Here is a 22,835-nt window from a genome sequence, read left to right as displayed (position 1 = left end):
GATGGCACGATCGGCCCCCGTGATCGACGCCGAACCGTTTCTCGACCAGCCGGTGCTCGTAGGGCCGCGCGTGCGGCTGGAGCCGCTGGGCAGCGAGCACTTCGAGGGGCTGTGGCCGATGTTCACCGACCCCGAGACGATGCGGCTGACCGGCACGCACGCCAAGGCCACGCCCGAGCAGGTGCGGCAGTGGGTGGCCACCCGGGCCGAGCACGCCGACCGGGCCGACTGGGCCATCGTGCGCGCCGCGGACGGCCGCGTGCTCGGCGAGGCCGTGCTCAACGAGCTGGATCCGGCCAACGCCTCGATGTGCTACCGCATCGCACTCACCGGTCCGGAGGTGTTCGGGCGCGGCTACGGCACCGAGGCGACGCGGCTGGTGCTCGACCACGCGTTCGGCGTGGTCGGGCTGCACCGCGTTGAGCTGGAGGTGCTGGACTTCAACCCCAGGGCGCGCCGTGTCTACGAGAAGTGCGGCTTCGTCGCCGAGGGGGTGCGCAGGCAGGCGCAGCGCTGGGACGGCCGCTGGCACGACGTCATCACCATGGCGGTGCTGGCGACCGACCCGCGGTGAGGCTCCCGAGGCCCCTCCTCGTCGAGCCCGCACAGGGGGCTCCTATAGCATCGGCTGTCCGTCGTGACCTGGCCGGAACACAAGCGTTGTGTTCCTGCCGTGTTCGAGAGATTGGCCCCACGTGACCACTGCGTACGAATTGACCCATTTGCGGGTTCTCGAGGCCGAGTCGGTGCACATCATCCGCGAGGTGGCGGCGACCTTCGAGCGCCCGGTGCTGCTGTTCTCCGGCGGCAAGGACTCGGTGGTGATGTTGCACCTCGCGGCCAAGGCGTTCTGGCCCGCGCCGCCGCCGTTCCCGATCCTGCATGTGGACACCGGCCACAACTTCGACGAGGTGATCGCCTACCGCGACGCCACCGTCGAGCGGCTGGGCGTGCAGCTGCTGGTGGCGAGCGTGCAGGACGACATCGACGCCGGGCGCGCCGTCGAGGAGACCGGCCCCCGCGCCTCGCGTAACCGGCTGCAGACCGGCACCCTGCTGCGGGCCATCAAGGAGGGCGGCTTCGACGCGGTGTTCGGCGGCGCCCGCCGCGACGAGGAGAAGGCCCGCGCCAAGGAGCGCGTGTTCAGCTTCCGCGACGAGTTCGGCCAGTGGGACCCGCGCGGCCAGCGGCCCGAGCTGTGGAACCTCTACAACGGCAAGCACCGCAAGGGCGAGCACATCCGCGTGTTCCCGCTGTCCAACTGGACCGAACTGGACATCTGGTCCTACATCCGCGACGAGAACATCGAGCTGCCGCCGCTGTACTACGCGCACCGGCGCGAGGTCGTGGCGCGCGACGGGATGCTGCTGGCCAACACCCGGTTCCTCACGCTGCTCGACGGTGAGCAGCCTTACGAGGCCACCGTGCGCTTCCGCACCATCGGCGACGCCACCTGCACCGGCTGCGTCGAATCGTCCGCCGCCACGGCGGACGACGTGGTCGCCGAGGTCAGCGCCACGCGGCTCACCGAGCGCGGCGCCACCAGAGCCGACGACCGCATCTCCGAGGCGGGCATGGAAGATCGCAAGAGGGAAGGCTACTTCTGATGGTCCAGGAGATGCTGCGGCTGTCCACCGCGGGCAGCGTCGACGACGGCAAGTCCACGCTCATCGGCAGGCTGCTGTTCGACTCCAAGACGCTGTTCGATGACCAGCTGGCCGCCGTGGAGGAGGTCAGCAAGCGACGCGGTGAGGACTACACCAATCTCGCTCTGCTCACCGACGGCCTGCGCGCCGAGCGCGAGCAGGGCATCACCATCGACGTCGCCTACCGCTACTTCGCCACGCCCCGGCGCAAGTTCATCATCGCCGACACGCCGGGTCACGTGCAGTACACCCGGAACATGGTCACCGGCGCGTCCACGTCGGACCTGGCGCTGATCCTGGTCGACGCGCGCAACGGGGTGCTGGAGCAGTCGCGGCGGCATGCCTTCCTCGCCAGCCTGCTGGGCATCCCGCACCTCGTGGTGTGCGTGAACAAGATGGACCTCGTCGACTGGTCGCAGGAGCGGTTCGAGGAGATCCGCGAGGAGTTCTCGCAGTTCGCCGCGAAACTCGACGTCCACGACATGGCGTTCATCCCGATCTCGGCGCTGCACGGCGACAACATCGTGCACCGCAGCGCCAGCATGCCGTGGTACGAGGGCAGTTCATTGTTGCACCACCTGGAGCAGGTGCACATCGCCTCCGACCGCAACCTCATCGACGCCCGGTTCCCGGTGCAGTACGTCATCCGCGACTACGGCACCGACTTCCGCGGCTACGCGGGCACCGTCACGGGCGGCGTGCTGCAGCCCGGCGACGAGGTGATGGTGCTGCCGTCCGGGTTCACGACCAGCATCAAGGCGATCTGGGGTCCCGGCGGCACACCGGTGCAGGAGGCGTTCCCACCGCAGGCGGTCACGGTCGAGCTGACCGACCACATCGACATCTCCCGGGGCGACATGATCTGCCGTCCGGGCAACCGGCCCAGCGCGGGCCACGACATCGACGCGCTGGTGTGCTGGCTCAGCGAGGGCGGTGCGCTCAAGCCGGGCGGCACCTACACCATCCGGCACACCACGCGCGCCACCACCGCCGAGATCCAGGCGCTGGACTACCGGCTCGACGTCAACACGCTGCACCGTGACGAGTCGGCCGAGGCGCTCGCGCTCAACGAGATCGGCCGCGTGCAACTGCGCACGCGCCAGCCGCTGCTGTTCGACCCGTACCGGCGCAACCGGTTCACCGGCGGGTTCATCCTCGTGGACGACACCACCAACAACACCGTCGCCGCGGGCATGATCACCGGGCCCGCCCTGCGCGACGGGGGCGCGGTCTGGCAGCCGACGCGCGTCGGGCGCGAGGACCGGGCGGCCAAGGGCGGCACCGTGTGGCTGACCGGCCTCTCCGGCGCGGGCAAGTCCACCATCGCCGTGGAGGTCGAGCGCAGGCTCATCGCCGAGGGGCACGCGGCCTACCTGCTCGACGGCGACAACCTCCGGCACGGGCTCAACAGCGACCTCAGCTTCAGCGCGGCCGACCGCACCGAGAACGTCCGCCGCGTCGGCGAGGTGGCGAAGCTCTTCGCCGACGCCGGGATCGTCGCCGTGGTGTCGATGATCAGCCCGTACCGCGAGGATCGTGAACGGGCCCGCGCCGCACACGAGGCCGCCGGGCTGCCCTTCGTGGAGGTGTTCGTCGACACGCCGATCGAGGTGTGCGAGGCGCGTGACCCCAAGGGCCTCTACGCGCGGGCGCGGGCGGGCGAGATCACCGGGTTCACCGGCGTCGACGACCCGTACGAGGCCCCGGAGTCGCCGGATCTGGTGCTGAACCCGACCCAGGAGGACACCGAGGCGCTCGCCGAGCGGGTCGTCGACCTGCTGACCCGGCAGCGCTGATCCGCTCCCGGCTCACTGCGTCGTCTCGGCCGCCTCCACCGCGTCGAGCCGGTGCGCGGCGGGCGCGGTCCTGGCGAGGGCCGCCGCCCGCCGCGGAGCTGGGTCGGCGGGCCTGCGCAGGTGCCAGCCGGTGACGGCCTGGTAGGCGGCGGCGACCGACAACAGCCGGTCCTCGCCGAAGGGCAGCCCGCCGAGGATGGTACCCAGCGGCAGGCCGTCGGCCGAGAACCCGATCGGCAGGGCCAGCTCCGGAAGGCCGAGGATGTCGAACGGCACCGGTCCGGTCTGCACGACGACGTCGCACCGGGCGAACAGGTCGCCGAGCACGCGTTCCAGCAGGAGCAGCTTGGCGCGCTGGCCCAGCACGTACTCGTCGGCGCCGAGCAGGGCGCCCTGCAGCCAGCCGAGCACCGACACGCCGAATCCGCGCAGGTCGGTGCGCAGCTGAGGCAGGAACGGCTCGCTGCGCTCGGGCAGCCGGACGTTGTTGAAGGCGCTGCCGGTGAGCAGCTCCCACTCGGCGGGCAGCGGCACGTCCACCACGGTGGCACCGGGAATGCCGGCCAGGGTGTCCAGGAACGCGGCGCGGGCCGCCGCGCTCTCCGAGCCGCCCTGGGCGTAGCCGGGGATGACCCCGATCCGGGTCGGCCACCGCAGCCGCACCCGGCCTCGCTGCCGGACGGGCGTGGCCGCCCGCACCAGATCGGGCACACCGGGGAGTCCCTGGGTGCGCGGGTCGTGGCTGTCGGGTCCCGCCATCGCCCGCAGCAGGATCGCCGCGTCGAGCGCGTCCCTGGCCAGCGGGCCCGGATGGTCACGGGTGTAGGTCAGCGGCACGATGCCGTACAACGACACGCGGCCCATCGTCGGTTTGAGCCCGGTGAGGTTCTGCGCGTTGGACGGCGCGGTGATCGACCCGCCGGTCTGCGTGCCGGTGCCGGAGGCGGCCAGCCTCGCGGCCACGGCGGTGGCCGTGCCGGTGGAGGAGCCGCCGGGGTTGACCTCGGGCCGGGTGGGCGCCCACGCGTTGACGGTGGTGACCCGGCCGTCCGGGGTGGTGGCCCTGGTCGTGGCCAGGGGGCCCATCTGCGTCTTGCCGAGCACGATCGCGCCGGCCGCTGTCAGCCTGGCCACGGACGTGGCGTCGTAGGGCGGGACGAAGTCGCGCAGCAGCAGGGAGTTGGCGGTGGTGAGCGTGCCCTCCGTGAAGTAGTTGTCCTTGATCGCCAGTGGGATGCCTGCCAGCGCGCCGCGGCCCCGCGTGCCCGCCGCGCGGGCTTCGGCGAGCGCGCGCTCCGCGCGGACCAGGTTGAACGCCTGGTACGTGCCGTCGTGGGCGGCGATCCGGTCGAGGTAGGCCTCGACGAGGGTCTCCGGGCGCAGCCTCCCGCGCCGGATCAGCGTCGCCGCCTCGGCGACGGTCAGTTCGGCCGGATCGGTCAGTGCCTCGGGCCGTGGCTCCACGTCGGCGGTGGTGGCCCCGGCCGACGGGGTGGCGGCCGTGACGGCGGGCAGCGCCACGGAGCCGGCGGCGCCCAGCGCGCCGAGCGCCGCCGTGCGGGCCAGGAACGCGCGGCGGTCGACGCTGCGGTCGAGCGGGCCGGTCACGAGCGTGTCCAGGCGGTCGCGATGGACGGGTACAGCTGTGGCGGTGCGACCTGCTGGGCGAGTGCGTCGTCGCCGTCGAACCGGTAGGCGGCCAGGGTCTGCACGGTGCCGCGCAGGAACGCGCGCAGCGACGCCAGCGCGGTGTCGCGGCCCGGCGCGCCGGTGTCCGGGTCCGGCGTGGTGCCGGGCGGGAGCTGGTCGAGATCGATCCCGAGCACGGCAAGGCGGGCACGGATCAGCGTGTCGAGTTCGGTGTCGGTGGGCGGTACGGGTGCCAACGGTGACCTCCTGGGGACGGGGAGGACAGGTTCGGACGGCAAGATTGCGATCAACGGCGCCTCGTGTTGCGCCGGTGTGACGATCGAGGGGGTGGGCGCGGTGCGGATGCGGGTCGTGGCGGTGGCGGCGCTGACGGTGCTCATCGCGGGGTGCGGCGGGAGCGCGCCCGGCGAGCAGCCGCGACTGCCGGAGGGCGCGGCGTTCGACTACCAGCTGGGTGGCGCGTACCCGCCGCCGCGCGGGGCCGCCGTTGTGGTCCGGGACAGCACGGCCGAGCCCGCCGCCGGGCTGTTCAACGTGTGCTATGTCAACGGGTTCCAGAGCCAGCCGCAGGACCGGGCCCGCTGGCTGGAGCAGCGGCGGGACCTGGTGCTCTCCGATGCTCGGGGCCGACCGCGTGCCGATCCGGACTGGCCCGGCGAGCTGGTCCTGGACACCTCCGGGGCGCGCTCGCGGGAGCGCATCGCCGCGATCGTCGGCGAGACGGTCGCCGCGTGCGCTGCCGCGGGCTACGCGGCCGTGGAGTTCGACAACCTCGACTCCTACACCCGCTCGGCGGGCGCGCTCACGGCCGGGGACAACCTGCGGCTGGCGCGGCTGCTCGCCGGGATCGCCCATGAGCATGGGCTGCTGGCCGGGCAGAAGAACGCGGCGGAGCTCAGCGCGCGAGCCCGGCAGGAGGCCGGCTTCGACTTCGCCATCGCCGAGGAATGCGCGGCCCACGACGAGTGCGCCGCCTACACCGACGTCTACGGGCAGCGCGTGCTCGACGTGGAGTATCCGGACACCCTCGAGCGCCCCTTCGGCGAGGTCTGTGCCGATCCGCGGACGCCGCGCTCGACGATCCTGCGCGATCGGCTGCTGGTCGCCCACGGCGAGGCCGGCCACCGCTACCGGGCGTGCTGAGCGCGGGACGTGGGGGGTGGACAGGCCGCCCCTGCCGCTGCGGGGGGACGGCGGTGCGGCCTGTCCGGACGGAACCCTGCGGGGTCACGTGTGCATAGGGTCGCGGGCGTCCCCCCGGCCGTTACAGGCCGCGCGCCCGTAAGGTGTTCCGCTCAGAACTGAAACATGTTCTACTTGTGGCCGGTAATGGCACAAACCAGCGGAAGGGACGTCCGGTGCGGTACGGCGTTGTGTTGTTCACCAGTGACCGGGGCGGCACGCCCGCCGAGGTGGCCAGGGCCGCCGAGGACGCCGGCTTCGACTCGGTGGCGGTGCCCGAGCACACCCACATGCCGGTGCGCCGCGAGTCGATCCATCCGACCACCGGCACCACCGACCTGCCCGACGACCGCTACGCCAGGACCCTCGACCCCTGGGTTGCGCTGGCGACGGCGGCGGCGGTGACCACGCGGATCACCCTGTCCACGGCCGTGGCACTGCCTGCCGAGCACGACCCCATCGCTCTGGCCAAGACCATCGCCAGTCTCGACCACCTTTCCGGAGGGCGGGTCGTGCTGGGCGCCGGGTTCGGCTGGAACGCCGAGGAGCTGGCCGACCACGGCGTCGACCGGGGACGCCGCCGCACCGTGCTGGCGGAGTACCTCGGCGCGATGCGGGCACTGTGGTCCCAGGAGGAGGCGGCCTTCGAGGGCGAGTACGTCAAGTTCGGCCCGTGCTGGGCGTGGCCGAAGCCGGTGCGCGGCGCCGGGGTGCCCGTGCTGCTCGGCGCGGGTGGCACCGCGCGGACGTTCGAGTGGATCGCCCGCCACGCCGACGGCTGGATCACCACCCCGGCCGACCGCGACATCGGTGACGGGGTGCGCAGCCTGCGGGAGCGCTGGCAGGCCGAGGGGCGTGCGGGCGAGCCGCAGGTGGTCGCCCTCGCCGGGAAACCGGATCCGGGCGTGCTGGCGGAGTGGGAGGCCGCGGGTGTCACCGAGGTGCTGTTCGGGTTGCCGGACCGCTCCGCCGAGGACGTCACCGGCTACATCGGACACCTGGCGGGCAAACTCGGCCTCGCCTCCTGACCGGTGTGTCGGCCCACGACATTCTGGACGGCCAGCACGGCTCACGAGGGCGAGCGCAGCGACGGGTGCGGCACCCCGGTGCGCTTCGGCGCCGCCACGATCATCGCCGTCTCCACCGAGTCCACATCGTCCACCCACGCGCTCGTGGTGACGAACTCGTGCAGCGCCCGGATGTCGGTGGTGGCCACGTGCACGAGCAGCTGGTACTCGCCGGCCAGCGCCACGGCGTAGCGCACGGTCGGCGAGGCGAGCAGCGCCTCGCCGACGGTGTCGACCGACCGGGGCGGCGCCTTGACCCACAGCAGCGCCTCCAGCGGCAGCCCCAGCAGCGCGGGCTCCACCACCGCGCGCAGCAGGAGCCTGCCCTGCCTGCGCATGGTGTCGATCCGCCTGCGCACGGTGGGTTCGGACAACCCGGACAGTGCCGCGAGTTCCTCACCGGGCCGCCTGCCGTCCTCGGCGAGCAGCCGCACGAGCAGTTGCTCGTCCTTGCTGTAGGACTGGGCGCCGGGCCCGGTGCTGACCGGGGCCACCGGGTCCAGCTCGGCGATCTCCTCGGCGGTCAGCAGGTCCGGCTGCCACTGGTGCACCGACCGGTAGTAACGCAGCGACGGGTTGGTCGAGCACGACACGAGGCCCGGCGTGCTGGGCAGCTCGTCGAGCAGCAGTGACTCGAACGACTGCGGCGGGCAGCTGATCTCCACCGCGCAGTCGGCCGAGCCGGTGATCAGGTAGGTGAACGTCGTGTCGGCGCGGCGCGCCATCGCGGTGGCGGCCACGCGGAGCATCCCGGGGTTGCAGCGCAGCCGCAGGACGGCCATGTCGCCGTGCCGGGCCAGGCCGTGCACGACGACCTTGCCCCCTGCCAGCAGCCGGGCTCCCCGGCGCGCCACGGTGCGTTCCGGCTCGCCCAGCACGCGCGCGATCCGGTGCCAGGAGGCGCGGCCGTCGAGCTGCAGCGCGGCGATGATCCGCTTGTCGAGCGTGTCCAGCTGCGTCACCTCGGTGGCCATCCGCCAGATTCTTGGCTGATTCCGTCAGATCCGCAACGCCTCTTGTCTGAAAACCGATGCCCGCTCACTCTGGTTTCCCATCGAGGCCGAGCCATCCGGAGGTCAGTGCCGTGCGCGAGGACGTCTGCCTGCTCACCGCCGTGGACCAGGCCGCCGCCGTGCGGTCGGGCGAGCTCAGCGCCGTCGAGCTCGTGCGGGCCCACCTGGAGCGCATCGACCGGCTCAACCCGGCCGTCAACGCGATCGTCACGCTCACCGCCGAGCGCGCGCTCGCCGAGGCGAAGGCCGCCGACGAGCGCGTCGCACGCGGTGAGCGGCCCGGCCCGCTGCACGGGCTGCCGGTGGCGCACAAGGACCTGCACCTGACGGCGGGCATCCGGACCACCTTCGGCTCCCCGGTGTTCGCCGACCACGTGCCCGGCCACGACGACCTGGTGGTCGAGCGGCTCCGGGCGGCGGGCGCGATCACGATCGGCAAGACCAACACCCCGGAGTTCGGCGCGGGCTCGCACACCTTCAACCCGGTCTTCGGCGTCACCCGCAACCCCTACGACCGCACCCGCACCGCGGGAGGCAGCAGCGGCGGGGCGGCGGCCGCGCTGGCGTGCTGCCTCCAGCCGATCGCCGACGGCAGCGACATGGGCGGATCCCTGCGCAACCCGGCCTCCTTCTGCAACGTGGTCGGGCTGCGGCCCTCGCCCGGCCGGGTGCCGAGCTGGCCCTCGCCGCTCGGGTTCTCCCGGCTCGGCGTGCAGGGGCCGATGGCGCGCACGGTGGAGGACACGGCGCTGGCCCTGTCGGTACTGGCGGGCCCGGACGACCGCAGCCCGATCGCACTCGGCGAACCGGGCTCGACGTTCCGGCCACCGCTCGGACGGGACCTCACCGGGCTGCGCGTCGCCTGGTCGCCGGACCTGGGCGGCCGGGTGGCCGTGGAGCCGGAGGTGCTGGAGGTGCTCACGCCCGCCGTGAAGGTCTTCGAGGACCTCGGCTGCGCGGTCGCCGAGGACTGCCCCGACTTCACGGGAGCCGACGAGGTGTTCCGCACGCTGCGGGCCTGGCAGTTCGCCCACGCCCACGGTGCGCTGGTCGACACCCGGCCGGAGGAGGTCAAGCCGTCGCTGCGGCACAACGTCGAGCAGGGCAGGGCACTGTCCGGATCGGACGTGGCCAGGGCGGAGGCGCTGGCCACCGAGCTGTACCACCGCATCCGCGAGTTCTTCACCCGCTACGACGTGCTGCTGCTGCCGGTGTGCCAGGTGCTGCCGTTCGACGTGAGCCTGGAGTACCCGCGGGTCGTCGCGGGCGTCGAGCAGCCGGACTACCTCGGCTGGATGGGTGCCTGCTACCTCGTGTCGGCGGCGGGCACGCCCGCGCTGTCGGTGCCTGCCGGGTTCACCGCCTCCGGGCTGCCGGTCGGGCTCCAGATCGTCGGGCCCCACCGGGCCGACCTGCGGGTGCTCCAGGCGGGGCACGCCTTCGAACAGGCAACGGGATACGGGCGGCGCAGGCCGGATCTCACCGACCGAACCCAACCCAGGGAGAGTCCACTGTGAACACTCCACCCATCGTCAACTCGCCGGTGCTGTGGGCCGCCGCGCTCGGCGTCTTCCTCGTGATCGGCCTGCAGTCCTTCATCTACCTGCGCGCCGCCCGCCGCGCCGCCTCCGCCGCCGGAATGACCCCCGGCGAGCTGCGCACGGCGTTTCGCACCGGCGCGCTCGTCGCCGTCGGCCCTTCGCTGGCGGTGGTGGTGGTCGCCGTGAGCCTGCTGACCGTCTTCGGCACACCCGCGGTGCTCGTCCGCATCGGGCTGATCGGCTCGGCGAGCTTCGAGACCGTCGCCGCCCAGTCGGCGGCGCAGACCGCGGGCATCGAACTCGGCGGCGCGGGCTACGACGACCGTGCCTTCGCGCTGGTGTTCTTCACGATGAGCGTCGCCGGTGCCGCGTGGATGGTCAGCACGCTTGTCTTCACGCCCATACTCAGCCGCGCCGACCGTCGCATCCGCGCCGTCAATCCCATGGTGATGTCCATCGTGCCCGGTGCGGCCATGATCTCGGCGTTCACCTACCTCGGCCTGACCGAGGTGAACAAGTCCGCCGTACACCTGGTCACCTTCGTCACCGGCGCGCTGGTGATGGTGCTGCTGCACCTGGCCGCGACCCGGTGGCGCAAGGCATGGATCAGGGAGTGGTCGGTCGGGGTCGCGGTGGCCGCCGCGCTCGGCGCCGCGGCCGTCGCCCTGTGACCGCATCGCCCGAGGACGGAAGGGAACCGCGATGACCGACGCCTCCATCGAACGATTCGACCGCACCACCAGCCGGTGGGGCCGGGCCACGATGCTCGCCGGCCTCGTCATCTCCCTCGCCGGTCCGCTGTACCTGATGTTCGGCGAGGGTTACTGGCCGGGCTGGGGCCCGGTGACGCAGGCGTGGGTGGCGGTCGCCGTGGTGTTCGGGGTGTTCTGGTTCAGCGAGCCGATCACCTACTACCCGATGCTCGGCTCGGCGGCCAGCTACCAGGCGTTCATGATCGGCAACATCGCCAACAAGCTGCTGCCCTCGGCCCTGGCGGCACAGTCGGCCATCGGCGCTCGCCACGGCACGAAGAAGGCCGAGATCGCGGCGGTCACCGCGATCATCGGCGCCGCGGTGGTGCACCTGGTGTCGCTGCTGCTGCTCGTCGGCCTGCTCGGCACGTGGCTGGCCTCGCTCATCCCGCCGTCGGTGACCGAGGTGTTCGGCTACATCGTGCCCGCCATCCTCGGCCCCGTGCTGGTGCAGGCCGTGCTGTCCGCGGGGCAGAACCGCACGCGGGTGATCGCGCTCGCCTGCGGTGCCGCCGGGGTGTATCTGCTCGTGGCGCTGGTGCCGTCCAGTTCCGCCTACGCCATGGTGGTCTGCGTCGTGCTCGCGGTCGCGCTCTCCCTGCTGCTGCGCGACCGCGGCGGATCCGCGACCACCGCCGACACCGCCGCCGACGAGAAGAGTGAGGCCAGCGCATGACCAGCCGCGCCACCACCGTGTTGTCCGGACTCGAAGACCTGCGCGACGACCTGACCGCCCTGTACCGCCACCTGCACGCCCACCCCGAACTGTCCATGCAGGAGCACCGCACCGCCGCCCTCATCGAGAAGCGGCTCACCGGGCTGGGCATACCGGCGTTCCGGTGCGGTGGCACGGGGGTGGTCGGCGTGCTGGAGAACGGGCCAGGGCCCGTCGTCGCGTTCCGGGCCGACATCGACGGCCTGCCGATCGCCGAGCAGACCGGCCTCGACTACGCCTCCACGGTGGACGGTGTACTGCCGGACGGCTCGGCCACCAGGGTGATGCACGGCTGCGGGCACGACACGCACGCGGCGGCGCTGCTGACCGGCGCCGCGCTGCTGGCACGCAGCCGCGGCGCGTGGGCGGGCACCGTGGTGCTGATCTTCCAGCCGGGGGAGGAGACGGCGCAGGGCGCCAGGGCGATGGTGGCCGACGGCCTCTGGGACCGGGCTCCCCGCCCCGAGGTGGTGCTCGGCCAGCACGTGACCCCGGGCCGCGCGGGTGAGGTGCGCTGCCGCCCCGGCACCACGGCGTCCATGGCGGACTCGTGGGAGGTCACCATGTTCGGCCGCGGTGCGCACGGCTCGCAGCCGCAGAACGCGATCGACCCGATCGTGCAGGTGGCCCACGCGATCACCCGCGTGCAGACGGTCGTCGCGCGGGAGGTGGACCCGGCCTCGTCGGCGGTGGTCACCGTGGGCCGCATGCTGGGCGGCACCAAGGAGAACATCATCCCGGACTCGGCGTTGTTCACGCTCAACGTGCGGACGTTCGACGAGCCGGTGCGGGAGCGTGTCCTGGAGGCGCTGCGGCGCATCGTCCACGCCGAGGCCTCCGCGTCGGGTGCGCCGCAGCCGCGGATCACCGAGTTGTCGCGGTTCCCGCGCCTGGTCAACGACGCGGAGGTGACCCGGCAGGCGATGGGCGCCCTGGCCGGGCACTGGCGCGACGACGGCGTGACCGACGCGGAGCCGATGATGGGCAGCGAGGATTTCGGCCTGCTGGGCGAGGCGATCGGCGTGCCCTACTGCTTCTGGTTCGTCGGCGGCACCGACGCCGCCCGGTACGCCGAGGCCGAGGCCGCGGGCACACTCGCCACGAGCGTGCCCGCGAACCACTCGCCGCTGTTCGCGCCGGAACCGGAGCCGACCCTGTCGCGGATGACCGAGGCGGTCGTCGTGACCACGCTGGCCTTCCTGAAGGAACCGCCCGCCTAACCCCGCGAGTTCTGCGTCCAGGCCCGCGAGTCCTGCGTTCGTGCCCGCGAGTTCTGCGTCCAGGCCCGCGAGTCCTGCGTTCGTGCCCGCGAGTCCTGCGTTCGTGCCCGCGAGTCCTGCGTTCAGCGCTCGTCGACGATCTCGCCCTGCTCGGCGGTCGGGTCGCTGACGAGCGCGAACGCGGCTCTCGGCTCGGGCAGGCTCGCGGCGGCAGCGGAGGTGGCTTCCGCGTCCTCCGCCGAGTCCCAGCGCCACACCGACATCCAGGTGTGCTCGTCCAGTCTGGCCAGGCGCGCCTCCGCGGGGCCAGGTGAGGCGGCCCGGACGGCGGCGACGAGCGTCGCGTGGGTGCCGGCCAGTTCCTCGGCGCGGGCCGGGTCGGCGGTGAAGCGGGTGATCCGGATGACGGACATAGTCGGTCCTTTCGCTAAATGACAACTCTAGTGACCAATGCTAGAGTCGCACTCTAGCGAAATTTGGTCAACCGACGAGCAGGACACCATGGCGGACACGGACGGCGGCACGATCCTCGTCCTCGGCGGATACGGCGCGGTGGGCGCCACCATCACCGGCGCGCTCGGCGCGAGGTTCGGCCGCCGGGTGCTGTGCGCGGGACGCAACGTCGTCACGGCACGGGAGACGGCCGCGGCGGCGGGCGCGCGGGCGGTACGGCTCGACCTCGCCGAGCGCGACGCCGTCGTCCACGCGCTCGACCAGTACCGCGTCACCGCGGTCGTGCTCGCCGTGGAGCCACCCGATGCCGGGCTCGCGCGGACCTGCCTGGAGCGCGGCGTGCACGTGGTCGACGTCGGCGCCTCGCCGGAGTTGCTGGCGGGTGTGGAACGGCTCGGCCCGCTGGCCGAGCGGCGCGCAGCGACAGCCGTGCTCAGCGTGGGGCTCGCGCCGGGACTCACCAACGTGCTCGCCCGCCGCGCCCACGACGAGCTCGGCGGCGCGGACCGGGTGGATCTCACCGTCCTGCTCGGCGCGGGGGAGCGGCACGGTGCCGACGCCGTGCGGTGGACGCTGGCCGGGCTGGCCGCCCCACGCGGTACCGCCCGGCGCGCCCGCGTCGCCCTGCCCGGCTACGGCAGGCGCACCGCCCACCCGTTCCCGTTCTCCGACCAGCACACCCTGCGCCGGACGCTCGGCGTCGCCGACGTGACCACGCGCCTGTGCCTGGACTCGGCCACGCTGACCGCGGTGCTGTTCGGCCTGCGCAGCACCGGCCTTGCGCGCGTGACACGCCGCCCGCGCGTGCTCCGGGCGTTCACGGGCGCGTTGACGCGCGTCCACGTGGGCGGTGACGGGTTCGCCGTGCGCGCCGAGGCCGTCCGGGGTCCGTGGCACGCCACCTACGCCGTCACCGGCCACGCGCAGAGCCGCATCACCGGTCTCGTGGCCGCCCGCGTCACCGAGCAGTTGCTCACCGGCCGCCTGCCGGCGGGCGTGCACCATCTCGACCAGCTTCCCGCGTTCGCGGACCTGCCGGAACGCCTGGCGCCGCACGATGTCCGGCTGTGGCACCATTGTCCGGCGTAGCGCGGCGTTAGTCCGCGCAGAGCTCGTGGCGGAGCATGCGCAGGGTCCAGTCCTCCCACCGCTCGGGTGACCAGCCGCGCTCCCGCACCATGATCTGGTACACCTCGGTGCCGAGCAGGCCGTAGAGCACGTCGGCCGCGTGGTCCACCGAGACGCCGGTGCGCGCGCCGGGCTTGCTCATCAGCGACGCCGCCGCCGTGCGCTGCACGACGAACCGTGGGTCGGGTTCCTGCGGCCAGAGTGCCGCCACCTCCGGATCGGTCGCGGCGGCGTTCGCCAACACGGTCATGATCGGCCCGACGCGGTGCAGGATCGCCCGCGCGCCCGCGACGTGAGCGCGCAGGTGCTCCTGCGCCGTCTCGGTGGCCAGTGCCTGCCGGAACCACGGCCGTTCCATCGTGGCCAGCGGCTCGTCGTCGCCCGCGATCGTGACGTCGACCAGTTCCTTGAGCAGGGAGCGCTTGTTGCCGAAGGTGAAGTAGATGGTCTGCACCGCGACGCCGGCCCGGTCGGCGATGTGCTGCAGAGTCGTGGCGCCGTAGCCCTGGTCCACGAACAGCTCGTGCGCGGCGCCGAGCATCCGTTGCCGGGTTTGCCGTGCCTTCTCCGCCCGCCTGCCGGTGCCCTTCGCCGTGGTCATGGCTGTAGCGTAGCTCTAGTGAGCGGGGCCGGGCGCGCCTCGTCGTCACACGTCCTCAGACGATGTCAGCGGGCCGCGGTCGCCCGCCGGTAGCCGGGGGCGAGCGCCCGGTACCGCGCGACCCAGCCGGGCAGCTCGGCGCCCGCGAGGTGGGCGGCGAGCCGGTCCAGGTAGGCGTGCGTGCCCGGCAGGAAGCCGCGTGCCCTGGACACGCGCAGTCCGCGGTGGGTGAACCGCAGCAGCGTGCCGTCGCCGTCACGGCTGAGCTCGTAGCGGACGACGCTGTCGCCGACGAGGGCCTGCCTCCACTCGTGTTCCAGCACGTGCGGCGGCTCCCACACGAGGATCCGGCCCGTCATGCGCTTGTCGGCGTCCGGCGTGGGCGGCTCCTTCGGCACCATGTCGATCGTGCCGCCGGCGCGGCCGTCGAGGGTGGTCTCGCCGAACCACGCCGCCCGGTGCCGTGGGTCCGCGATGGCCGCCCACACGGCCTCGACGGGGTAGGGAAGGCGGCGGACGAACGTGAGCACGGCCTGCTCGCCGTCGATGGTCAGCTCACCGTCGTGCTCACTCACCGCCCGGCTCCTCCCGTGACTGGGCGGCGGCGAGGTGCTCGGAGATCGCGTCGAGGTGCCGGGCCCAGTACCGGCGATAGCGGCCGATCCAGCGGTCGATCTCGACCAGCCCGTCCGGCCGCAGGGCGTAGATGCGGCGCTGCGCGTCGGGCCGCACCTCGACCAGGCCGACCTCGCGCAGTACCCGCAGGTGCCGTGACACCGCGGGCTGGGTCAGCTGCGGCAGTGTGGCGACCAGCTCGCCCGCCGACCGCTCACCCTCGGCGAGGGCGTCCAGCAGCGCCCTTCTGCTCGGCTCGGCCACCGCCTCGAACACGTCCATGCGCCGATACATTACAGCCCGATCATATACGCGCGAAGAGATAGAGGCGGCGCGAGCGCAGGACTCGCGGGCCTGAGCGCAGAACTCGCGGGCGTGAACGCAGGACTCGCGGGCCTGAGCGCAGGACTCGCGGGCGTCAGTCGGCGGGCCGGCCCGTCTCGTCGTCGCGTGCCCTGGCCGCGGCCTCGCGCATCTCGATGAGGTCGGTGAGCCAGTCACCCGTTTCCCTGGCGACGTCGCGCACCGCGCCTGTCAGAATGCCGGCGATGTTGCCGATGTGCGTGGCCGCCGACTCGGTCAGCACCTGCACGGTGTCCTTGCCGCTCTCGAACCGACCCACCATGTGTCCGCCCTACGCCGCCTTGAGGTCCCGGTCGCGCTCCAGCGTAGTGGGCTCCGGATCCGCCGCGCGCCCGCTGCCGGGCAAGGCCAGCCGGACGATCTTCTTGGCCACCGAGAACAGCTGCTTGTGCAGGGGCCCGGTGTGGTAGGGCAGGCCGTACTTGGCGCAGATCGCCCGCACCTGCGGCGCGATCATCGGGTACCGCCGGGACGGGATGTCCGGGAAGAGGTGGTGCTCGATCTGGTGCGAGAGGTTGCCGGTGAGGACGTGGAACAGCGGCCCGCCGGTGAGGTTGGCCGAGCCGAGGATCTGCCGCAGGTACCACTGGCCGCGGCTTTCCCGCTCGGTCTCCTCCTCGGTGAAGCTCTCGACGTCGGACGGGAAGTGGCCGCAGAAGATCACCGCGAACGCCCACAGGTTGCGCGCCAGGTTCGCCGACGCGTTGCCCGCCAGGGTCAGCGGCGCGAGCGGCCCGGTGAGCAGCGGGAACAGCACGTAGTCCTTGCCGAGCTGCTGGGCGGCCTTGCGCACGATGCGGGCGCGCACGTCGGCGAACTCCGACCACGTGCGCTCGCCCTTGACGAGCCGGTCGACCTCCAGGTCGTGCAGCATCACGCCCCACTGGAAGAACAGGGCGGTCAGCACCGCGTACACCGGGTTGCCGAGGTAGTACGGGTGCCACTTCTGGTCGGGGTCGATCCGCAGGATCCCGTAACCGACGTCGCGGTCCTTGTCGAGAATGTTGGTGTAGGTGTGGTGGATGTAGTTGTGCGAGTGGCGCCAGTTCTCGGCCGGGGCCACGTTGTCCCATTCGAAGCGCTGCGAGCTCAGCGCCGGGTCGCGGGTCCAGTCGTACTGCCCGTGCATGACGTTGTGCCCGATCTCCATGTTGTCGAGGATCTTCGACAGCGACAGGGCGCCGACCCCGGCCAGCCAGGCGGGCGGGAAGAACCCGGCGAACAGCAGGGCACGTCCCGCGGCCTCCAGCCCGCGCTGGGTCTTGATGATCCGCTTGATGTAGGCGACGTCGTCCTCGCCGAGGTCGTCCACGATGCGTTGGCGCAGCTCGTCCAGTTCGCGGCCGAACTCCTCGACCTGCTCGGGGGTGAGCCGGTCCTGCAGTCCTGTCATGGCGGGTCTCTTTCCTCGTCGTCGGTCGTCAGCAGTGGATGTCGACGTCGCCGACCGGCACGGAGACGCAGAGCTGGATCTGCTCGTCCTCCTCGCCGGAGACGGCGCCGGTCTTGATGTCGCGCACGGTGCCGCTGGCCTTGAGCTGGGTGCAGGACAGGCAGATGCCCATCCGGCAGCCGTGCTCGGGGCGCAGCCCCGCCTCCTCGGCCTGTTCCAGCAGTGGCCTGCCCGAGTTCTCGGTCTCCGCGCCGCTGCGGGTGAAGCGGACGCGCCCGCCCGCGGCCGCCGGATCGGGCACGGTCAGGGCCGCGGTGAACGCTTCAGTGTGCAACTGTTCACTCAGGCCCTCGGCGGCGTAGTGCGCGCCGACCGCCTCCAGCAGCGGCGCGGGGCCGCAGGCGTACGCGGGCGCGTGCCGGTACCACGGCGCCACGGCGCCCAGCTGCTCCGCGCTGAAGCGGCCGCGCAGGTCACCGTCGTCCGACCGGGTGCAGGCGAGCGCCACGGTGATGTTCGGCCGCTCGGCCAGCGCGGCCAGTTCGGCGCGGTAGGGCACGTCCTTCGCCTGCCGGGCGTAGTGCAGGAACACGACCTCGCCGTCGTGGTTCTCGTCGGCGAGCGTGCGCAGCATCGACAGCACCGGCGTGATGCCGCTGCCGCCACTGATCAGCAGCACGCGGGAGGGCCGCCGGGCAGGCAGGACGAAGTCGCCGTCCGGTTCGGACAGTCCGACGACCATGCCCGGCACGGCGGCGTCCCGCAGGTGCCGGGACACCAGACCGTGCGGCTCGGCCTTGACGGTCAGCTCCAGCAGCCCGCCGTACTGCGAGCACGCGGGGGAGTAACAGCGGGTGCGCCGCACACCGTCGATGTCGACGGTGACGCGCACGTGCTGTCCGGCGCGAAAGCCCGGCCACGCCCGGCTCGGCCGCAGGGTCAGCGTCGCGGTGCCGGCCGTCTGCCTGCGGACGTCGGTCACCTCGCCGCGAATCTCGCGGCGGACGAGCATCGGGTCGATCAGCTCCAGGTAGCGGTCGAGGCCGTGCGGCGTGAGCAGTCGTTCGGCGAGGGCCGTGAGCCGTGCCATACCGCCTCCAGTAGTGAACGCGTGTACACTCAATGGTGGGCGACGGCGCCACGGGACGCAATGTGAGGTGGCCGACAACGTGGACGGACGTACGCTGAACGCCGTGAGGGCGGAACAGGGCGCTCGGCACGAGCGCAAGGAGCGGACCAGGCGGGCGCTGCTGGACGCGGCGCTGGAGCTGCTGATCGACCGCGGGTTCTCCGGCGTCAGCCTCCGTGAGGTGACCAAGCGGGCCGGGATCGTGCCGACCGCGTTCTACCGGCACTTCGCGTCGATGGACGACCTCGGTGTCGCGCTCGTGGAGGAGTCGATGCGCACGCTGCGCACGATGATCCGGGCCGCCCGCACCGAGCCGAGCACCACGACCGGCGTGATCCGCTCGTCGGTGCGCACGCTGGCCCGGCACGTGCGTGCCCACGAGGACCACTTCCGGTTCGTCACCAGGGAGCGCTACGGAGGCACCGGTCCGGTGCGGCGGGCCATCGAGGTCGAGCTGAAGCTGCTCTCCCGCGAACTGGCGGTGGACCTCGCGCGGCTCGACGCGCTGCGCGACTGGAGCACCGAGGACCTGCACATGCTGGCCGAGCTGATCGTCACGGCCATGCTCGACACCGTTCTGGAACTGCTCGACAGCGGGCCGGGCCGCGACGAGGAGACGATGCACACCGCCGAGAAGCGGCTGCGGCTCATCGCGCTCGGCATCCCCGCCTGGCGCAGCAAGCACCGGTGACGAGCCGAAGGGCACCGTGGGTACACCGCACGTACCCACGGTGCCCTTCGGCTCGTCGGGCAACGGAGTCAGCGCCGCAACGTCGCCCACCTGGTGGTCCGCGACGACGAGCGAGCCGCCGTGGCCGGTGGTTAGCTGAGCCCAGTGGGTCCGTTCGCGCGAAAGGGAGGCCCCGGGTGTTGCGATGCGTGGTGTTCGGCGCCACCGGCTACATCGGAGGCAGGCTCGTCCCCGAACTGCTCGCGGCCGGGCACGCGGTGCGTGCCGTCGCGCGCACCCCGGAGAAGCTGGCCGAGGTGGACTGGGCCGGCCGGGCCGAGGTGGTGCGCGGCGACGTCACCGACCACGGCAGCGTGGCCGCCGCCGTGGAGGGTCAGGACGTCGTCTACTACCTGGTGCACTCGCTGAACCAGCGTGACTTCGCCGACATCGATCGCAGGGCGGCGGGGATCGTCGCCCGCGCGGCCCGCGAGGCGGGCGCCGGCCGGATCGTCTACCTCGGCGGCATCACCCCGGACACCGGGCGGCTGTCCGGCCATCTGGACTCGCGTGCCGAGGTCGGCCGCATCCTGCTCGACTCCGGCGTGCCGACCGTGGTGCTGCGGGCCGCGGTGATCCTCGGCTCGGGCTCGGCGAGCTTCGAGATGCTGCGCTATCTCACCGAGCGGCTGCCCGCCATGGTCACCCCGCGCTGGGTGCACAACCGGATCCAGCCGATCGCCGTGCGCGACGTGCTGCACTACCTCGTGCACGCTGCGGCCATGCCCAGCAGGATCAGCGGCGGCTTCGACATCGGCGGGCCGGACGTGCTGACCTACCTGGACATGATGCGCCGCTACGCCGTGGTCGCGGGGCTGCATCGGCGGATCGTGGTGCCGGTGCCCGTGCTGACGCCGTGGCTGTCGGCGCAGTGGGTGAACCTCGTGACGCCGGTGCCCCGCTCGATCGCCGTGCCGCTCATTGAGTCGCTGGTGCACGAGGTGGTGTGTCACGACCGCGCGATCGCCGACTACATCCCCGACCCGCGGCGCGGGCTCACCCACTACGAGGAGGCCATCGAGCTCGCACTGGCGCGCGTTCGCCGCGCCGACGTGCCGACCCGCTGGTCGGACGCGGCGACGCCGGGTGCGCCGTCGGATCCGATGCCGACCGATCCGGACTGGTCCGGCGGCACCCTGTACGAGGACGTGCGCGAGCAGCGGACCGGGGCGGCGCCGGAGCGGCTGTGGGACGTGATCGAGGCGATCGGCGGCGAACACGGCTGGTACTCCTTTCCGCTGGCCTGGTCGGTGCGTGGCTGGATCGACCGGCTCGCAGGCGGTGCCGGGCTGCGCCGTGGCCGCCGTGATCCGCGGCGGCTGCACGTGGGCGAGGCGCTGGACTGGTGGCGGGTGGAGCGGCTGGAGCGGCCCCGGCTGCTACGGCTGCGAGCGGAGATGCGGCTGCCGGGGCGGGCCTGGCTGGAGTTGTCCGTCGAGCCGGGGGAGGGTGGCGGCTCGGTGTACCGGCAGCGGGCGCTGTTCGTGCCGCGCGGGCTGGCCGGGCACCTGTACTGGAAGGCGATCTCGCCGTTTCATGCCGTCGTCTTCGGGGGGATGGCCCGCAACATCACCGGCGCGTCGGCGCGGTGACGTCGCGGGCCCCGCAACGCCGGGCGTCTCAGGTGATGTCGCGGCGGTGCAGCAGCCATCCGCTGAGCAGCGTGAACCCCACGAGATAGGCGGCGAGGACGAGCGTCGCGTGGCCTGCGCCGGTCAGCGCCGACACACCCGGTGCGCCCTCCGGCGCGCCGAGGGCCGCCACGAGCGAGCCCGCGTTCGGCCCCGGCAGCGCCCGCTGCAGGTCGGCGATCCAGTCCAGCAGCGGTGCGGCGACGGCCGACAGCAGGTTCTGCACCGCGAGCAGCCACACCAGGCCGAGCCCGATCGGCAGCGCCACACCGCGCAGCGCCACCGACAGGAACACGCCGAGCATCGCCCACATGGTCGTGATGAGCCAGCCCGCGGCCGCGCCCGTGAGCAGCTCGCCCGGGGACGGCCAGTCGAGCGGCGCGTCCTGCAGCCCGGCGACGGCCGCGCTGGCCGCCGCGCCCGCCGCCAGCAGCGTCACCACGAGCAGCAGCGTTCCGGCAGCGGTCACGACGACCTTCGCGGCGAACACCCGCGGCCGCGACGGCGCCTGCGTGAACACGGTCTTCCACGTCTGCCAGCCGTACTCGCTGCCCGCCACCAGCACACCGAAGATCACGGCGAGCGCGCCGAGGAACACCGGGGTGCCCGCGACGGTGCTGCCGACGAACTCGGCGGGCAGCATCGCGTCCAGCCCGCGTGCGCTGCCCGGGCCCTCGGTGCGGCCGCTGAGCCCGAGGTAGGGGATGAGGTAGGCGAAGGTAAGTGTGAGCACGAGGGCGACGGCCAGCAGCAGCCAGTGTGCGGGGCGGCGGATCTGTTTGATGATCTCGGCGCGGATGTCAGTCGGCACGGCGGCCACCTCCGGTCAGCTCCAGGAAGGTCTGTTCGAGATCGGGCTCGCGCACGCGCAGCTCGTGCACCGCGAGTCCGGAGTGGACGAGCTCGGCGTTGATCCGCGCCGCGGCGTCGCCGGGCGCGTCGAGATACAGGGCCTCGCCGTCGCTGTGCACGTGGTCGGCGCCCACGAGCGCGCCGAGGCACTCGTGGGCCTCGGTGAGCGGGCTCGCGACGATCCGCAGTCCCGCCGACGCCAGCTCGGACACCGAGAGCTCGGCGACGAGCCTGCCGTCGGAGATCATGCCGACGCGGTCGCAGATCTGCTGCACCTCGCCGAGCAGGTGACTCGACAACAGTACGGTGCGGCCGTCGTCGGCGAGCCTGCGGATGGTCGCACGGATGTCGGCCATGCCCGCCGGGTCGAGCCCGTTGGTCGGCTCGTCGAGGATCAACAGCTCCGGGTCCTTCAGCAGCGCGGCGGCAAGGCCGAGCCGCTGCTTCATGCCCAGCGAGTAGGTGTTGTACCGGTCCTTGGCGCGGTCGGTGAGCCCGGCGATCTGCAGCACCGTGTGGACGCGGGACGCGCCGACGCCCGCGTGGCAGGCCAGCGCCCTGAGGTTGTCGCGGCCGGACAGGTGCGGGTAGAAGGACGGACCCTCGATGAGCGCGCCGACCCGGTCCAGGTGGCCCGCGCCCGGGTCGCGGCCGAGGAGTCGGATGGAGCCCGACGTGGGACGGATGAGGCCGAGCAGCATGCGCAGGGTCGTGGTCTTGCCCGCGCCGTTGGGCCCGAGAAAGCCGTACACCTCACCGGCGCGGACCGTCAGGTCGAGCTGGTCGACGGCGGTCAGGTCGCCGTAGCGCTTGGTCAGCGCGGTGGTTTCGACGGGACTGTTCATGCCGCCCATCGTGCGGCGCGGCACCGGGTCGCGTCGTCGGCCGGCAAGCGTGTTCCTGGCCTACGTCCGCGAGCGTAGGCGCAGTCTCAGGCCGTGGGCACGGACGCGCGGAGCTCGTCGAGCGCGGCCCGTAGCCTGCGGCTGGCCTCGTCGGCGACGGGCCCGAGCCCGGGTCGCCCGGTGACCTCGACCATCACCTGGGGGTCGAGCGCTTCGACCACGACGGCCTCCCCGTCGGCGCGGACGGTGACGTTGCACGGCAGGAGCAGCCCGATCTGCCGGTCGACGCCCAGCGCCCGGTGGGCGAGGGGCGGGTTGCAGGCGCCGAGGATCAGGTAGTCCTCCATGTCCTCGTCGAGCTTCTGTTTCAGGGTGGCGCGCACGTCGATCTCGGTGAGCACGCCGAAGCCCTGCTCGGCGAGCGCCGCCCTGGTGCGCTCGACGGCTTCGGCGAAGGACGTGGCGAGCCGGATGCTGATTCCGAGTTCCATGCCGTCACTATACCCCCTCGGG

25 protein-coding genes are annotated in these 22,835 nt (G+C 72.6%); 12 read left to right on the top strand and 13 right to left on the bottom strand.

Translation table 11 applies throughout. The features are described from left to right. Position 1: 1 nt before the first annotated feature. The 3 genes from BAY60_RS23330 (at position 2) to cysC (ending at position 3,442) form a co-directional block, all read left to right on the top strand. Positions 2-574 (top strand): GNAT family N-acetyltransferase, encoded by a 573-nt coding sequence (locus BAY60_RS23330; RefSeq protein WP_112283166.1) that lies wholly within the window; start codon positions 2-4, stop codon positions 572-574. 121 nt (positions 575-695) lie between these two features. Beyond that, the gene (gene cysD / locus BAY60_RS23325) at positions 696-1,607 is read left to right on the top strand and encodes a sulfate adenylyltransferase subunit CysD (RefSeq protein WP_170160517.1); all 912 of its coding nucleotides are present in this window, start codon (positions 696-698) and stop codon (positions 1,605-1,607) included. Further along, positions 1,607-3,442, top strand: coding sequence for an adenylyl-sulfate kinase (gene cysC, locus BAY60_RS23320; protein WP_112283164.1), 1,836 nt, complete (start codon positions 1,607-1,609; stop codon positions 3,440-3,442). Before cysD ends, cysC begins: the two co-directional genes overlap by 1 nt. 12 nt (positions 3,443-3,454) lie before the next feature. Here the strand turns inward: cysC and BAY60_RS23315 are convergent, their stop codons facing one another. Then, positions 3,455-5,050, bottom strand: a complete 1,596-nt coding sequence (locus tag BAY60_RS23315) for an amidase (protein WP_211330431.1) — start codon at positions 5,048-5,050, stop codon at positions 3,455-3,457. Continuing rightward, complete coding sequence (locus BAY60_RS23310; RefSeq protein WP_112283163.1) at positions 5,047-5,328, bottom strand: hypothetical protein; 282 nt, start codon at positions 5,326-5,328, stop codon at positions 5,047-5,049. Before BAY60_RS23310 ends, BAY60_RS23315 begins: the two co-directional genes overlap by 4 nt. A gap of 76 nt (positions 5,329-5,404) precedes the next feature. Between BAY60_RS23310 and BAY60_RS23305 the strand changes: the two genes are divergently transcribed. Together BAY60_RS23305 and BAY60_RS23300 are read left to right on the top strand one after the other, a co-directional pair. Beyond that, positions 5,405-6,235: an endo alpha-1,4 polygalactosaminidase gene (locus BAY60_RS23305; protein ID WP_245992766.1), complete on the top strand. Its 831-nt coding sequence runs from the start codon at positions 5,405-5,407 to the stop codon at positions 6,233-6,235. Between the two features lie 215 nt (positions 6,236-6,450). Further along, a complete protein-coding gene (locus tag BAY60_RS23300) occupies positions 6,451-7,302 on the top strand; it encodes an LLM class F420-dependent oxidoreductase (RefSeq protein WP_112283162.1) in 852 nt (283 codons plus the stop codon). A gap of 41 nt (positions 7,303-7,343) precedes the next feature. Here the strand turns inward: BAY60_RS23300 and BAY60_RS23295 are convergent, their stop codons facing one another. After that, positions 7,344-8,315, bottom strand: a complete 972-nt coding sequence (locus BAY60_RS23295; protein ID WP_112283161.1) for an Lrp/AsnC family transcriptional regulator — start codon at positions 8,313-8,315, stop codon at positions 7,344-7,346. 110 nt (positions 8,316-8,425) lie between these two features. On the opposite strand from BAY60_RS23295, the gene BAY60_RS23290 reads away from it, so the two are divergent. Genes BAY60_RS23290 through BAY60_RS23275 form a run of 4 tightly spaced genes read left to right on the top strand, consistent with a single transcriptional unit; the run spans position 8,426 to position 12,582 of the window. Continuing rightward, complete coding sequence (locus BAY60_RS23290) at positions 8,426-9,871, top strand: amidase (protein ID WP_245992765.1); 1,446 nt, start codon at positions 8,426-8,428, stop codon at positions 9,869-9,871. Continuing rightward, a complete protein-coding gene (locus BAY60_RS23285; RefSeq protein ID WP_112283159.1) occupies positions 9,868-10,566 on the top strand; it encodes a DUF5058 family protein in 699 nt (232 codons plus the stop codon). The genes BAY60_RS23290 and BAY60_RS23285 overlap by 4 nt, the downstream gene beginning before the upstream one ends. Before the next feature lie 31 nt (positions 10,567-10,597). Next, on the top strand, positions 10,598-11,323 hold the full coding sequence (locus tag BAY60_RS23280) for a hypothetical protein (RefSeq protein WP_211330430.1): 726 nt from the start codon (positions 10,598-10,600) through the stop codon (positions 11,321-11,323). Further along, a complete protein-coding gene (locus BAY60_RS23275) occupies positions 11,320-12,582 on the top strand; it encodes an amidohydrolase (RefSeq protein ID WP_112283158.1) in 1,263 nt (420 codons plus the stop codon). The genes BAY60_RS23280 and BAY60_RS23275 overlap by 4 nt, the downstream gene beginning before the upstream one ends. A 122-nt stretch (positions 12,583-12,704) precedes the next feature. Here the strand turns inward: BAY60_RS23275 and BAY60_RS23265 are convergent, their stop codons facing one another. Continuing rightward, positions 12,705-12,995 (bottom strand): antibiotic biosynthesis monooxygenase, encoded by a 291-nt coding sequence (locus BAY60_RS23265; protein ID WP_112283157.1) that lies wholly within the window; start codon positions 12,993-12,995, stop codon positions 12,705-12,707. Between the two features lie 88 nt (positions 12,996-13,083). Between BAY60_RS23265 and BAY60_RS23260 the strand changes: the two genes are divergently transcribed. Next, positions 13,084-14,124 (top strand): saccharopine dehydrogenase family protein, encoded by a 1,041-nt coding sequence (locus BAY60_RS23260; protein WP_211330429.1) that lies wholly within the window; start codon positions 13,084-13,086, stop codon positions 14,122-14,124. A 7-nt stretch (positions 14,125-14,131) separates the two neighbouring features. On the opposite strand, the gene BAY60_RS23255 is transcribed toward BAY60_RS23260, so the two are convergent. The 6 genes from BAY60_RS23255 to BAY60_RS23230 form a co-directional block, all read right to left on the bottom strand. Then, positions 14,132-14,764, bottom strand: coding sequence for a TetR/AcrR family transcriptional regulator (locus tag BAY60_RS23255; protein ID WP_112283156.1), 633 nt, complete (start codon positions 14,762-14,764; stop codon positions 14,132-14,134). Between the two features lie 65 nt (positions 14,765-14,829). After that, entirely contained in the window at positions 14,830-15,339 is a 510-nt protein-coding gene (locus BAY60_RS23250) for an SRPBCC family protein (protein ID WP_112283155.1), read from the bottom strand. Continuing rightward, positions 15,332-15,661 carry an ArsR/SmtB family transcription factor gene (locus BAY60_RS23245; RefSeq protein WP_112283154.1) on the bottom strand — a complete coding sequence of 110 codons (330 nt, stop codon included), beginning with the start codon at positions 15,659-15,661 and terminating at the stop codon, positions 15,332-15,334. The genes BAY60_RS23250 and BAY60_RS23245 overlap by 8 nt, the downstream gene beginning before the upstream one ends. A 136-nt stretch (positions 15,662-15,797) precedes the next feature. After that, positions 15,798-16,004 (bottom strand): hypothetical protein, encoded by a 207-nt coding sequence (locus BAY60_RS23240; protein WP_112283153.1) that lies wholly within the window; start codon positions 16,002-16,004, stop codon positions 15,798-15,800. A gap of 9 nt (positions 16,005-16,013) precedes the next feature. Then, positions 16,014-17,135: a fatty acid desaturase family protein gene (locus BAY60_RS23235; RefSeq protein WP_112283152.1), complete on the bottom strand. Its 1,122-nt coding sequence runs from the start codon at positions 17,133-17,135 to the stop codon at positions 16,014-16,016. Positions 17,136-17,163: 28 nt separating this feature from the next. Next, the gene (locus BAY60_RS23230) at positions 17,164-18,225 is read right to left on the bottom strand and encodes a ferredoxin reductase (protein WP_112283151.1); all 1,062 of its coding nucleotides are present in this window, start codon (positions 18,223-18,225) and stop codon (positions 17,164-17,166) included. A 67-nt stretch (positions 18,226-18,292) separates the two neighbouring features. Between BAY60_RS23230 and BAY60_RS23225 the strand changes: the two genes are divergently transcribed. Both BAY60_RS23225 and BAY60_RS23220 read left to right on the top strand, forming a co-directional pair. After that, positions 18,293-18,955 carry a TetR family transcriptional regulator gene (locus BAY60_RS23225; RefSeq protein ID WP_112283150.1) on the top strand — a complete coding sequence of 221 codons (663 nt, stop codon included), beginning with the start codon at positions 18,293-18,295 and terminating at the stop codon, positions 18,953-18,955. 179 nt (positions 18,956-19,134) lie between these two features. After that, complete coding sequence (locus tag BAY60_RS23220) at positions 19,135-20,586, top strand: SDR family oxidoreductase (protein ID WP_112283560.1); 1,452 nt, start codon at positions 19,135-19,137, stop codon at positions 20,584-20,586. A gap of 28 nt (positions 20,587-20,614) precedes the next feature. On the opposite strand, the gene BAY60_RS23215 is transcribed toward BAY60_RS23220, so the two are convergent. The 3 genes from BAY60_RS23215 to BAY60_RS23205 all read right to left on the bottom strand — a co-directional run bounded on the left by BAY60_RS23215 (position 20,615) and on the right by BAY60_RS23205 (position 22,813). Then, positions 20,615-21,436 (bottom strand): ABC transporter permease, encoded by an 822-nt coding sequence (locus tag BAY60_RS23215; RefSeq protein WP_112283559.1) that lies wholly within the window; start codon positions 21,434-21,436, stop codon positions 20,615-20,617. Next, on the bottom strand, positions 21,426-22,322 hold the full coding sequence (locus BAY60_RS23210) for an ABC transporter ATP-binding protein (RefSeq protein ID WP_112283558.1): 897 nt from the start codon (positions 22,320-22,322) through the stop codon (positions 21,426-21,428). Before BAY60_RS23210 ends, BAY60_RS23215 begins: the two co-directional genes overlap by 11 nt. Positions 22,323-22,408: 86 nt before the next feature. After that, positions 22,409-22,813: a DUF302 domain-containing protein gene (locus BAY60_RS23205; protein ID WP_112283149.1), complete on the bottom strand. Its 405-nt coding sequence runs from the start codon at positions 22,811-22,813 to the stop codon at positions 22,409-22,411. Between the last annotated feature and the right edge of the window lie 22 nt (positions 22,814-22,835).

It is taken from the genome of Prauserella muralis (assembly GCF_003202285.1).
GTDB classification, from domain to species: Bacteria; Actinomycetota; Actinomycetes; order Mycobacteriales; family Pseudonocardiaceae; genus Prauserella_B; species Prauserella_B muralis.
This window is presented reverse-complemented; position numbering and strand designations above follow the sequence as displayed.